The sequence below is a fragment of the Stenotrophomonas sp. YJH_SMC_8 genome (assembly GCF_059371315.1).
Genome location: NZ_JCAFUL010000004.1, coordinates 67,681 through 80,343, shown reverse-complemented (window position 1 = coordinate 80,343; position 12,663 = coordinate 67,681). Strand labels below are relative to the sequence as shown.

Annotated in this window: 12 protein-coding genes; 11 read left to right on the top strand and 1 reads right to left on the bottom strand. The window is 67.2% G+C overall.

The window, feature by feature from the left end:
- Positions 1-147: 147 nt before the first annotated feature.
- The 5 genes from AC5P88_RS06010 to AC5P88_RS05990 all read left to right on the top strand — a co-directional run bounded on the left by AC5P88_RS06010 (position 148) and on the right by AC5P88_RS05990 (position 3,860).
- Positions 148-1,020: a hypothetical protein gene (locus AC5P88_RS06010; protein ID WP_495224585.1), complete on the top strand. Its 873-nt coding sequence runs from the start codon at positions 148-150 to the stop codon at positions 1,018-1,020.
- A gap of 41 nt (positions 1,021-1,061) precedes the next feature.
- Complete coding sequence (locus AC5P88_RS06005) at positions 1,062-1,775, top strand: hypothetical protein (RefSeq protein WP_495224584.1); 714 nt, start codon at positions 1,062-1,064, stop codon at positions 1,773-1,775.
- 86 nt (positions 1,776-1,861) lie between these two features.
- The gene (locus AC5P88_RS06000) at positions 1,862-2,593 is read left to right on the top strand and encodes a hypothetical protein (RefSeq protein WP_106550471.1); all 732 of its coding nucleotides are present in this window, start codon (positions 1,862-1,864) and stop codon (positions 2,591-2,593) included.
- The gene (locus AC5P88_RS05995) at positions 2,593-3,261 is read left to right on the top strand and encodes a hypothetical protein (RefSeq protein WP_495224583.1); all 669 of its coding nucleotides are present in this window, start codon (positions 2,593-2,595) and stop codon (positions 3,259-3,261) included. The genes AC5P88_RS06000 and AC5P88_RS05995 overlap by 1 nt, the downstream gene beginning before the upstream one ends.
- 2 nt (positions 3,262-3,263) lie before the next feature.
- On the top strand, positions 3,264-3,860 hold the full coding sequence (locus AC5P88_RS05990) for an HAD family hydrolase (protein ID WP_258179548.1): 597 nt from the start codon (positions 3,264-3,266) through the stop codon (positions 3,858-3,860).
- A 187-nt stretch (positions 3,861-4,047) separates the two neighbouring features.
- Here the strand turns inward: AC5P88_RS05990 and AC5P88_RS05985 are convergent, their stop codons facing one another.
- Positions 4,048-4,986 carry a carbohydrate kinase family protein gene (locus tag AC5P88_RS05985; RefSeq protein ID WP_019660686.1) on the bottom strand — a complete coding sequence of 313 codons (939 nt, stop codon included), beginning with the start codon at positions 4,984-4,986 and terminating at the stop codon, positions 4,048-4,050.
- Positions 4,987-5,269: 283 nt separating this feature from the next.
- Between AC5P88_RS05985 and AC5P88_RS05980 the strand changes: the two genes are divergently transcribed.
- The 6 genes from AC5P88_RS05980 (at position 5,270) to rodA (AC5P88_RS05955) (ending at position 12,474) form a co-directional block, all read left to right on the top strand.
- A complete protein-coding gene (locus AC5P88_RS05980; protein ID WP_005411077.1) occupies positions 5,270-6,316 on the top strand; it encodes a rod shape-determining protein in 1,047 nt (348 codons plus the stop codon).
- 121 nt (positions 6,317-6,437) lie between these two features.
- Complete coding sequence (gene mreC, locus AC5P88_RS05975) at positions 6,438-7,553, top strand: rod shape-determining protein MreC (protein ID WP_099473944.1); 1,116 nt, start codon at positions 6,438-6,440, stop codon at positions 7,551-7,553.
- Positions 7,550-8,035, top strand: coding sequence for a rod shape-determining protein MreD (gene mreD, locus AC5P88_RS05970; protein WP_005411075.1), 486 nt, complete (start codon positions 7,550-7,552; stop codon positions 8,033-8,035). The genes mreC and mreD overlap by 4 nt, the downstream gene beginning before the upstream one ends.
- 3 nt (positions 8,036-8,038) lie before the next feature.
- Positions 8,039-10,114 (top strand): penicillin-binding protein 2, encoded by a 2,076-nt coding sequence (mrdA, locus tag AC5P88_RS05965; RefSeq protein WP_495224581.1) that lies wholly within the window; start codon positions 8,039-8,041, stop codon positions 10,112-10,114.
- Positions 10,111-11,223: a rod shape-determining protein RodA gene (gene rodA, locus AC5P88_RS05960; RefSeq protein WP_495224580.1), complete on the top strand. Its 1,113-nt coding sequence runs from the start codon at positions 10,111-10,113 to the stop codon at positions 11,221-11,223. The genes mrdA and rodA (AC5P88_RS05960) overlap by 4 nt, the downstream gene beginning before the upstream one ends.
- A 156-nt stretch (positions 11,224-11,379) precedes the next feature.
- Positions 11,380-12,474: a rod shape-determining protein RodA gene (gene rodA / locus AC5P88_RS05955; RefSeq protein ID WP_495224579.1), complete on the top strand. Its 1,095-nt coding sequence runs from the start codon at positions 11,380-11,382 to the stop codon at positions 12,472-12,474.
- Positions 12,475-12,663 lie beyond the last annotated feature (189 nt).

Here is a 12,663-nt window from a genome sequence, read left to right as displayed (position 1 = left end):
CGGCAGACAAGGCCAACGCAGCGCTGCCCTTTTCTGATTTATTGCATATCTCCGGAAAAAGATTGGGCGTAACGTCTGGGCTCTGACGGGCGCGGGGCTGCATCAAGCCGTGCACGGAGAGGTCCCCCCTCCTGACAGGCCTGACGTATGCAACATGCATTTTCCTCGGCTGAAGGCCCGACACCGGTTGATCGGCCGATCAGCCTGCCGACTGCGGCTGTGCCCGCGAGCATCGTCGGCAGTTCGGGTGGGATTACCCGCCTCTGCAAAAACGGCCTGGCAGTACTTCTGTTGTTGACTTCCATTACCGCTGTGGCCCACGACGTCGCGGAATCTTCAGATGCAGTTTCACCCTTGCGTGCACTTTACCGACATGCAGGATGGGTGGAAGTCGCACATGGTACGGGCCGCAGCGAGCTTCTCCGCGGAACGATGACCCAATACCGGAATCAGGACATTGTCATGTCAGCCGGTGCGGCACCGGGAAGCCCGTTTCACATGTTTCTGTGTGGGATCAACGTTGTGAACTGGGACGTCGAGGAAAATCTCGATTCCGTCATTCCGACGAAGGACTATTCCCGCCTCTACACTCGGATGTTCGAATACGCAGCACTGTTGTCGCTGAGTGCGGAGACAGCGATGCCCATCCGCTCGGACGGCCAGTATCAGAAGACTAGCTGGGACATGCAGTGGGCCACGGATGTTGAGCGCTACCGAGCAAGCGCGCAGCGCACGCCTCAAGGCGATCTCAAGCTGGTTTTTGTGAAGACTGGCGCGAACAAGCGTGGTGCATCCGACGGAAGCGGGAAGGAAGGCCGCGAGATGCCAGAACTTGAGGTCGCGCTGCGAGGACCGCAGCCTGCTCCAATAGGGGCGTGGTGGGAGATCATCATCGGCGCATCTCCTCGAGAACCTGCGCTGCCTGCCTCCGTTTCTCTGCTGGACTGGGCGGTGCTGGAACACGTGGAAGCCGGTACTGTCGGCGATCTGCGACGGGTGTCAGGGGAGTGCCCGGCATGATCTGGGCGCGGCGGTCACTGCGACGCATCAGGTTATCCATCATGCTCGTTGGCGCCGTGCTGGCGGGCAGTGCATTGGCTACAGAAGGTTCTGCAGATAGCTGGGAAACGGCCATTGGCAGGGCGGCGCGGGTCGATTTCTCTGCCGGTACGGTTCCCGGCGTCACCGATACCACTTCGAGCCTCAGGCAGTACCGTCATGGGGAGTGGCTGCTGTTTACTCGCCACGAGTCCAGTAGTGGAATTGGACCTGCGGCCATGCTGCTCTGCAATGGATTGCTGCTTGCTAATTTCGACCACTTCAGCACCGAAGCGGACGGAGCACCGCGGTCCATGCCAGCCGCTCAGATCGCTTGGTCGATAGCCCTGGGCCTGTTCAATGCGCAGAGCCTCGCCGGAGGGTTGCAGTTGGCTGGACTTTCCCTGCCAGAGCCGGGACGGACACATCTGCAGGAGCTTGCGGATGATGCACTCTGGGAAGATGGTCCGGTCCGTGCGCGTGTCAGTCGCAGCCCCGAGGGCGATATAACTGTGCGGTTGGATGGGGGCGGCGCGCGTGACAGCGATGGCGTGAAGCCGTACGTCTGGAGTGAAACGCACATTCGAGGCGATAGAAGCCTGAACACGCTGCCGCCGTCCATGTCGGTGCGTGGATGGAGTGCGGGGGGCGGAGAGTTCTTCACAGTTGGTCAAGCACGTCGCGCGGGAAAGGGGTGTCCGAACCTGCCGGATTCTCCCGTATGGCCGTTCCAGTGAACGCTCCTCCGGGCCCGCGTGGCTGCTGAAGGCGATACAGTAATGTCCTCGGGGCGAAAGCCGGTTGGATGTTTACGGAACACACCATGAAACGACTGATCCTGCTCACCGTCTGCACCCTGGCCCTGGCCGCCTGCAGCAACCCGGAAGAGGAACGCAAGGCGCAGGAAGCCGCCGCGGCCGCCGTGCAGGCGCAGAAGGAAGCCAAGGCCGAGGACGTCGCCAAGCAGTACGACATGGCTGTGGCCGCGCAGGACTGGGAACGCGCGCGCCTGCATGGTGCCTCGCTGCTGGACCAGTACAAGGACACCGCCGCCGCCGAGCGCATCGCCGCCGGTTTCGATGAAGTAAAGGCCAAGGGCGATGCCGCGCGCGACCTGCGCCGCATGCAGGGGCTGTGGCAGTACAACCAGATTCCGGTCGGCAGCAAGGGCAGCCAGGTCTCGGCGTCGATCTACAGCAAGGAACGGGTGGACGTGGACGGCAGCGGTGCCAAGCCGGTGCAGCTGGTGTTCCGCGATCACCCGGAGTGGAAGCGGCACGCTTACCTGGTGCTGCAGGCTGGCGATTTCCGCTGCCCGCAGTGCACGGTGAAGGTGACCGTGGACGATGGCAAGCCGGTGTCGATGGCGGCCTGGCGCCCGAAGACCGATGAGGCCATTGCGATGTTCATCACCGACCAGAAGGCGCTGTGGAAGCTGGCGCGCAAGGGCAAGTCGATCAGCATCGAATTCCCGGTCAAGGCCGGAGGCACTCGCACCGCTGTGTTCGAAACCGGTGGCGTCGACGCCAGCCGCATGCCGCAGTGGTGGCAGTGATGCGATGCCTTGCCGCAGCGACGGCGTTGCTGCTCGCAGCTCCGGCGATCGCAGCGGCACCGCCCGCGGGTGAGCCGGGCAGTGCCTTCAAGGTGCACGGCGAACAGGTGCAGCATGCTGTTCCCGCGGGCTGGACGCTGGCCTGGATGGACGGCGACCGCAGCGGCAACGGCGAGGTGCTGGCCGAGTACCTGCCACCGGGCGAGGACCTGCAACGCTGGCGTGGCGGCTATCTGCTGATCCACCGCCTGCCGATGCCCGATGCCGAGGTGATGAAGCAGGTCGCGGCCAGCGGCGCCACCCTGGTGCAGGTGGCGGTTTCCCAGCAGCAGGACAAGGCGCGCGGTTTCTGTGCGGGCACGTTCACGCCCACCAGTGCGCGCAGCAACCGCTTCAACGGCGTCGAATTCGCGGTCGCTGGCGGCTTCTGCGACAAGGTCGGCCCGGCTGCGCCGTTCGGGGAAGGTGCGGTGGTGGCCTACCTGCAGGGCAACGGCTTCATCCACCAGATCCAGTACGGCTGGCGGCCGGCGGATGCGGCCCAGCAGCGCCGCGATCTGCCGTACCGGATCGCGCCGGCGAAGGTGGCCGGCTACATGCAGGCGATCACCGCCAGCACGCTGTGCGGGGGCGCATCGCAGCCGGCCTGCGCGTCCGGGGGCGAATGAGCATGGCATTGGCGCAGGTGCGCCACTGGGTCTTCGACATGGACGGCACGCTGACCGTGGCCGTGCATGACTTCGCGGCGATCCGACATGCGCTGCAGATCGCCGCCGAGGAAGACATCCTCGACCATATCGCGGCGCTGCCGGATGCGCCGGCGCAGGCCAAGCGTGCGTGGCTGCTGGATCACGAGCGCGCGCTGGCCGAGGACGCGCTGCCGGCGCCGGGCGCGGTGACGCTGCTGCGCGCGCTGGCGGCCGCGGGCTGCCGGCTGGGCATCCTGACCCGCAACGACCACGCGCTGGCGAAGCTGACGCTGGAGGCGATCGGGGTTGGGGCGTTGTTCGACGATGCCGACATCATCGGCCGCGATGAAGCGGTGCCCAAGCCCTCACCGGATGGCCTGCAGCAGCATCTGCGGCGTTGGGGCATCGGGCCTGCCGAGGCGGTGATGGTCGGTGACCACGCCTACGACCTGGAGTGCGGCCGTGCCGCGGGCACCCACACCGTGCTGGTCAACCTGCCGGAGAACCCGTGGCCGGGCCGCGCCGACTGGCATTTCGCCGATTGCCGCGCGCTGTTGGCTGCCTGGCAGGGCGCCTGATGATGTAGAGCCGAGCCCACGCTCGGCTGCTCTGCGGCCAGATCGCGGTGGCGCGCGCAAGCCGAGCATGGCTCGGCTCTACAGGAATCAAACAGCGTGTCGACCAAGGTCGACACCTACCAACAGCATTCCCAGCAGCGCCCGCGCCGAAGGCGCGGGGATAAGGTGGAATGCGCGGGCAGTTCGTTTACGCGCTCAGCGCGTAACCGAACTGCTGCTTGAACTGCTCGTTGAACTCATCAAAGGTGAAGCGCTGGTTCTGGGTGCCCGGGTGCTCGACCTTCAGTGCGCCCATCAGGTTGCCCATGCGGCCGATGGTCAGCCAGTCGTAGCCCTTCTGGATGCCGTAGATCAGGCCGGCGCGGAAGGCGTCGCCACAGCCGGTCGGGTCGACCACGCGGCGCTCGTGCGCCGGCGGGATGTCGTAGCTCTTTTCCGGGGTGTGGATGACCGCACCCTTCGGGCCACGGGTGGTGATGTAGGCCTTGACCCGGCTGACGATCTCCTTCTCGTCCCAGCCGGTGCGCTCCTGCAGCAGGTTCGACTCGTAGTCGTTGACCACCACGTAGTCGGCCTGATCGATGAAGGCGCGCAGCTCCGGACCGTTGAACAGCGGCATGGCCTGGCCCGGGTCGAAGATGAACGGAATACCGTCTTCGTGGAATTCCTGCGCGTTCTGGATCATGCCCTCGCGGCCGTCCGGGCCGACCAGGCCCAGGGTCACGCCCGGCACGCCACGCACGTGGTTCTCGTAGGAGCGCATCATCGCGCCCGGGTGGAAGGCGGTGATCTGGTTGTTGTCGTGGTCGGTGGTGATGAACGCCTGCGGGGTGAACAGCTCATCGATCACGCGCACGCGCGACAGGTCGATGCCCAGGCCTTCGAAGTATTCGCGGTACGGGCCGAAGTCCGAACCCACGGTGCCCATCGGGATCGGCTGGCCGCCCAGCAGGTGCAGGTTGTAGGCGATGTTGCCGGCGCAGCCGCCGAACTCGCGGCGCATGCGGGGGACCAGGAACGACACGTTCAGGATGTGCACCTTGTCCGGCAGGATGTGATTCTTGAACTGGTCCGGGAACACCATGATGGTGTCGAAGGCAAGAGAACCACAGATCAGAGCGGACATCGATGTAAGCCTATGCGGTGAATTTTGGGATGGGCCGGCCCGGTTCAGCGGGCAAGCAAACGGCGCCCTTGGGCGCCCGACGGCGCAAAGGTTACCCGCTGGTGCCGCTCAGGGCCAGAACCGGGTGATGCCCGATCAGGCCGAAAGCCTGTGAAGACGCGGGTTCAGCTAGTTTTTTCCTTGCTCGGCGGCAGGCGGGTTGCTAGGCTTGTCGGCCTCGATTTCTGCCCATTTTTTCGCCATCCCGCGGCGGGCACGACACCCCTCAGGACTCCTTCCTCAGATGTTCAAGAAACTCCGTGGCATGTTCTCCAACGACCTGTCCATCGACCTGGGCACGGCCAACACCCTCATCTACGTGCGCGGGCAGGGGATCGTGCTGAACGAGCCGTCGGTCGTGGCCGTGCGCCAGGACCGTGCCATCGGTGGCACCCGCTCGGTGGCAGCCGTTGGCGCCGAGGCCAAGCAGATGCTCGGCCGTACCCCGGGCCACATCACCACCATCCGCCCGATGAAGGACGGCGTCATCGCCGACTTCACCTACACCGAGGCGATGCTCAAGCACTTCATCAAGAAGGTGCACAAGTCGCGCGTGCTGCGCCCGAGCCCGCGCGTGCTGGTGTGCGTGCCGGCCGGTTCGACCCAGGTCGAGCGCCGCGCGATCAAGGAATCGGCCGAGGAAGCCGGTGCCCGTGACGTGTACCTGATCGAAGAGCCGATGGCTGCCGCGATCGGCGCCGGCATGCCGGTCACCGAAGCCCGTGGCTCGATGGTCATCGACATCGGCGGCGGCACCACCGAAGTGGCGGTGATCTCGCTCAACGGTATCGTCTATTCGGCCTCGGTCCGCATCGGCGGCGACCGCTTCGACGAGTCGATCACCAACTACGTGCGCCGCAACCACGGCATGCTGATCGGTGAAGCCACTGCCGAGCGCATCAAGGTCGAGCTGGGCTGTGCCTACCCGCAGGCCGAGGTGCAGGAGCTGGAGATCTCCGGCCGCAACCTCGCCGAGGGCGTGCCGAAGATGATCAAGATCAGCTCCAACGAGGTGCTTGAAGCCCTGCATGAACCGCTGTCGGGCATCGTCAGCGCGGTCAAGCTGGCGCTGGAGCAGACCCCGCCGGAACTGTGTGCCGACGTTGCCGAGCGCGGCATCGTGCTGACCGGCGGCGGCGCCCTGCTGCGCGACCTGGACCGCCTGATCTCCGAGGAAACCGGCCTGCACGTGCAGGTGGCCGACGATCCGCTGACCTGCGTGGCCCGTGGTGGTGGTCGTGCGCTGGAGCTGGTGGACATGCACGGCAACGAGTTCTTTGCGCCGGAATAAGCCGTCCCGGCCGTTCCTGCCCGCCGCGCCCTTCCGGGGTGCGGCCCGCCGCGATGGCGGGCCGGCACCGGCGGGGCGTCCGCGTGTTTCCCTTCCGCCTTCTGCCAGTTGAATCGTTGCCGTGCCGCCCTACGCCGGTCCTCCCGTTGCCTCCCGATCCGGTGATGCCGCCAGCCCCCTGCGGTTGCTGGCCTACCTTGCATTGGCCATCACCCTGATCGTCCTTGACGACCAGGCCGGTTGGCTGGCGCGCCTGCGCGAGCAGGCCAACAGCCTGGTGCAGCCGGTATGGGCACTGGCCGGCCTGCCCGGCAAGCTCGGCAACCAGGTCAAGGATTCCGCGGCCAGCCACACCCAGCTGGTCACCGAGAACCGCGAACTGCGCAACCAGCTGCTGCTGGCCAACGCGCGCCTGACCCGCCTGCAGACCGCCGCGCTGGACAACGCCCAGCTGCGCGAACTGCTGAACGTGGCCGAGCGCAGTGGCCTGGACGTGCAGCTGGCGCCGATCCTGGACATCGACCTGGACCCGGTGAAGCAGCGCCTGGTGCTCGACGCCGGCAGCCGCGAAGGCGTGCATGTCGGCCAGGCAGTGATCGATGCCGGTGGCCTGATGGGGCAGGTGATCAGCGTCACCGGCGGTACCTCCACCGTGCTGCTGCTGACCGACCCCGACCACGCGGTGCCGGTCACCGTGGCCCGCAACGGCGTGCGCCTGATCGTCTACGGCCGCGGCGACACGCTTGAGCTGCGCGACATCCCGCTCAGCGCCGGCGTGGAAGTGGGCGATGAGATCGTCACCTCCGGCCTCGGTGGCCGCTTCCCGGCCGGCTTCCCGGTCGGCACCATCACCGGCCTGCGCCCGGACGACACCCATGCCTTCCTGGTTGGCGAACTGAAGCCGGCCGCCCAGCTGGACCGCGGCCGCGATGTGCTGCTGCTGCGCCCGGGTGCAGCGATCCGCATTCCGCCGGAACTGCGCCTGCAGCTGGAAGAGACCGCTCCGGGTGGCCCGGCCACCGGGGCCGCTGTACCGGCGCCGACAGCGCCGCCTGCCACTTCGCCTGCCGCGGGCCCGGCTCCGGTGGCGGCAACGCCTGCGCCTGCGACGGCAACGCCGGCTGCGACCAACGCGCGCCGCCAGGCCGCGCCGCCGGCCCCATCGCCAGCCGAAGCCGCGTCGACCGTGCCGCAAGCGACTGAACCGCCCCCGCCCGCTGCGGAGGCCCAGCGATGAGCCGCCTTCGCGACAACCCGTGGGTATTGCCGGCCAGCCTGGTAGTGGCCCTGCTGCTGGGCCTGTTGCCGCTGCCGGCGCTGCTGCAGCCACTGCGCCCGTACTGGCTGGCGCTGGTGCTGGCGTACTGGGTGATCGAGACGCCCGAGCGCGTCGGCCTGGGCATCGCTTTTGCCAGCGGCGTGGTCGCCGACCTGCTGTACGGCGGCGTGCTCGGCGAACAGGCGCTGCGGCTGGTGATGCTGGCCTTCATCCTGCAGCGTTTCCGCGCCCGCATCCGCTTCTTCCCGATGTCGCAGCAGATGCTGGCCATTGGCGGCCTGCTGTTCAACGATCGCATCGTCAGCGCACTGGTGCATATCCTGGTGGGCGAGCCGACCCTGCCGTGGTCGTACTGGTGGGCGCCGCTGCTGGGCATGGGCCTGTGGCCGCTGGTGTTCGTGCTGCTCGATGCGGTGCGCTTTGGCAAGCGCGGGCGCTGAGCCATGATCCCGCGCCGCCAGGTCAAGAACCCGCACGCCGAAGCCGAACAGTTCCGCCGCCGTGCGGCGCTGGGTTTCCTTGGCGTGCTGGTCTGCCTGCTGGGCCTGGGCGGCTGGTATTTCAAGCTGCAGGTGCTGGACCACGACGTCTATGCCACCCGCTCGGAGGCCAACCGCATCAAGCCGCGGCCGGTGGTGCCCGGGCGCGGCATGATCTACGACCGCAACGGTCGCCTGCTGGCCGAGAACGTGCCGGCGTTCCGCCTGGACGTGACGCCGGACAAGGTCAAGGACATGGACGCCACCCTGGAAGGGCTGGCGAAGATCATCAGCATCAGCCCGGAAGAGCTGGAAGCGTTCAACAAGTCGCGCAAGGCGCGCCGCAAGTTCCTGCCGGTCACGCTGAAGCTGCGCATGAGCGACGAGGAGATGGCGCGCTTCGCCGTCGACCGTTGGCGCTTCCCCGGCGTCGAGCTGGAGCCTTACCTGACCCGGCGTTATCCGTACGGCGACCTGTTCGCGCACATCATTGGCTACGTCGGCCGTGTCGACGACAAGGATCTGGAGATCCTCGGCGAAGGCAATGCCGCGCTGACCCACATCGGCAAGTCCGGCCTGGAGCGCTATTACGAGCAGCAGCTGCGCGGCAAGGTCGGCTACGAGCAGGTCGAAACCAACGTACAGGGCCGTGCCATCCGCACCATCGGCCGGGTGGCCGCGCAGTCCGGCGCCGACCTTCGGCTGTCGATCGACGCCGACCTGCAGCGCGCAATGGTGGCCGCGTTCGGTGACCAGGAAGGCTCGGCAGTGGCGATGGACCCGCGTACCGGCGAGGTGCTGGCGATGGTCAGCCTGCCGTCCTACGACCCCAACCTGTTCGTCAACGGCATTTCCCATGCCGACTTCAAGGCGCTGAACGAGAACCCGTCGCGGCCACAGTTCAACCGCCTGGTGCTCGGTGGCGTTGCCCCCGGTTCCACGCTGAAGCCGCTGATCGGCCTGGCCGGCCTGGATTCGGGCGTGCGCCGCCCGGAAGACAAGGTGTTGTCCACCGGCATGTTCTACCTGCCCGGCACCAGCCGTGGCTGGGGTGATGCGCATCGTGGCGGCCACGGCTGGACCGACCTGCGCAAGTCCATCGCCGAGTCGGTCAACACCTATTACTACAAGCTGGCGCTGGACCTGGGCATCGAACGCTTCGACCATTACATGGAGTACTACGGCTTCGGCCAGCCGACCGGCATCGACCTCACCGGCGAGATCGGCGGCATCCTGCCGTCGCCGGCCTACAAGCGGAAGAGCCGCAAGGAAGCCTGGTACCCCGGCGATACGGTCAACATCAGCATCGGCCAGGGCGACTGGAAGGTCACCCCGCTGCAGCTGGCGCGCGGCGTCAGCGGCCTGGCCGACGGCCAGCTGCGCACCCCGCACCTGGTGATCCAGCAGCGCGACGGCTTCGACAGCGACTGGACCGCGACACCGCCCGGCGAGAGCAAGCCGGTCAGCCCCAACCCCAACAACGTGCAGGCGGTGCGCGAGGGCATGATGGCGACCATGCGGCCCGGCGGCAGTGGCTGGCGCGTGGCGGTCGGTGCGCCGTACGTGATGGCCGGCAAGACCGGTACCGCGCAGGTCATCAGCCGCAAGGGCACCGCCGCGGTGAACCCGAAGAGCCTGCCGATGCACCTGCGCCACCGCGCGCTGTTCGTCGGCTTCGCGCCGGTCGAAAACCCGGTGATCGCGATCGCGGTGGCGGTGGAAGGTGGTGGCTACGGTGGTTCGGCTGCTGCGCCGATCGCACGCAAGGTGTTCGACGCCTACCTGCTGGGCAAGATGCCCGAAGGCATGCAGCCGCTGGACAGCGAGCGTGGCACCACCGCCATCGGCGCCACCGCGTTCGACAACGAAGACGCCGGCGCGCGCCAGGCCGGTGACCTGGCGGCCGCGCAGCTGGGCGAACACCCGGTGCAGGTGGGTGCACCCACGCCCGAACCGGCCCCTGCGCCGCAGCCGAGCACACCGGCCGCTGCCGCACTGCCGGCCACGCCACGCCCGACGGTTGCGGAGCCCGCACGATGAAAGTGTTCCTGCGCTGGGCCGGCGACATGCTGCGCCGCTTCTTCAGCACGCTGGACTGGGTGTTGTGCCTGGCCCTGGGCGCGTTGATGGTGATCGGCCTGGCCACGTTGAAGAGTGCCGGTGGCGACGGCCTGGTGATGGCCCAGGGCGCGCGTTTCGCGGTGGGCATGGCCGCACTGTGGGGTATCTCGCGGGTGCCGATCCTGCGCATCCGCTCGGCCACGCCGATGATCTATGCGATCTCGATGATCCCGCTGCTGGCGGTGTTCGTGCTAGGTACCGGCAAGTACGGCCGGCAGTGGCTGGACCTGAAGTTCTTCTACCTGCAGCCGGCCGAGCTGCTGAAGGTCAGCCTGCCGATGATGGTGGCCTGGTACCTGCACAAGATGCCGCTGCCGCCGCGCTTCAACACCGTGCTGGTGGCCTTGATCATCATCGGCGTGCCGACCGGCCTGGTGATGCTGCAGCCGGACTTCGGTACCGGCGTGCTGATCGCCGCCAGCGGCGTGTTCGTGCTGCTGCTGGCGGGCCTGCCGTGGTGGTGGGTCGGCCTGGGCGTGGGCGGCGTGGCCGCGGTTGCGCCGGTGGCCTGGTTCTGGCTGCTGCGGCCGTACCAGAAGGACCGCATCATGATGTTCCTGGACCCGGAGATGGATGCGCTGGGGGCCGGCTGGAACATCATCCAGTCGAAGATCGCGATCGGTTCCGGCGGCTTCGATGGCAAGGGCTGGGGCGAGGGCTCGCAGTCCCACCTTAACTTCATTCCCGAGCAGACCACCGACTTCGCGTTCTCGGTGCTGAGCGAAGAGTTCGGCTGGATGGGTGTGGCCCTGGTGCTGACCCTGTACCTGTTGGTGATCGGGCGTTGCCTGTGGATCGCCAGCCAGTCGCGCGATTCGTACTCGCGCCTGCTGGCCGGTGCCACCGGCCTGGCGTTCTTCGTCTACGTGCTGGTGAACGGCGGGATGATTTCCGGCCTGTTGCCGGTGGTGGGCGTGCCGATGCCGCTGATCAGCTACGGCGGCACTTCGGCCGTATCGCTGCTGGCCGGCTTCGGCCTGGTGATGGCGGTGCGCAGCCACAACCCGGTGCACGGCGGCTACGGCTAGCCGCCGCGCTTCCTGCTCCTGATTCCTGTAGAGCCGAGCCATGCTCGGCTGCCCTTCGTACCGTGCACGCAGGCCCCGCGCCGGGCATGGCCCGGCGCTACACATGCACATGCGCCATGACAGCTTCACGCAAGCGCGCGTTGCTACCGTGCCCGCGTGGAATGGAAACGACTGCTTGGCGGCTGCCGTGAGGCAGTGCGCACGATCGATCTGCCGTTGCTGGCCGCGCTGTTGATCCTGATGGCGGCGGGCCTGGCGGTGCTGCACAGCGTGTCCGGCCCGGTGGCCGGGCAGGCGGCGCGTTTTGCCGGTGGCCTGGCCGCGATGTGGCTGCTGTCGCGCGTTTCGCTGCTGCGACTGCGCGCGTGGACCCCTGCGATCTACGCGCTGTCGATGCTGCCGCTGATGGCGGTGTACGTGATCGGCACCGGCAAGTATGGGCAGCGCTGGCTCAATCTCGGCGTGTTCTACCTGCAGCCGTCCGAGCTGCTCAAGCTCAGCCTGCCGCTGATGATGGCCTGGTACCTGCACCGGCAAGCGCTGCCACCGTCGCCGCGCACCGTACTGACCGCCGCCGTGCTGATCGGCGTACCCGCGGTGTTGATCCTGATGCAGCCCAACCTCGGCACCGCCACGCTGGTCACCGCCAGCGGCGTGTTCGCGCTGCTGTTGGCCGGGCTGCACTGGGGCTGGGTAGCGACCGGCGCGACGGGCCTGGCCGTGGCCGCGCCGCTGGCCTGGTTCGGCCTGTTGCGGCAGTACCAAAAGGATCGCGTGCTGACCTTCCTCGACCCGGCGGCCGATCCACTCGGCACCGGCTGGAACATCCTGCAGTCGCGCATCGCGATCGGATCCGGTGGCTGGGACGGGCGTGGCTGGGGGCAGGGCACGCAGGCCACGCTGGATTTCCTGCCCGAGTACACCACGGACTTTGCGTTCTCGGTGCTGGCCGAAGAGTTCGGCTGGATCGGCGTGACCACTGTGTTCGCGCTGTACCTGTTCGTGGTCGGGCGCTGCCTGTGGATCGCGGTGCATGCGCGCGACACGCACGCGCGGTTGCTGGCCGGCAGCCTGGGGTTGGCGTTCTTCGTCTATGTACTGGTGAATGGCGGGATGATTTCCGGGCTGCTGCCGGTGGTGGGCATTCCGATGCCGTTGATCAGCTATGGCGGCACCTCAGCGGTGTCGCTGCTGGCGGGTATCGGGCTGGTGATGGCGGTGCGGGGGCACCGGCCCGTGCACGGTGGATAGTGGGCCGGGAGGTAGAGTCGACTGTCAGTCGACTATCGCGCGCAGCGCGGGATTTCACCACCGAAGCAGGAGCAGTCGACTAACAGTCGACTCTACCGCCTGCGCAACGCCTGTTGTGGAAGCGTTCCCACAACAACGCGAGGACGTCCGCCCACTGACCAAAGTCCGGAAAAATTGTTAAAGGGTTCA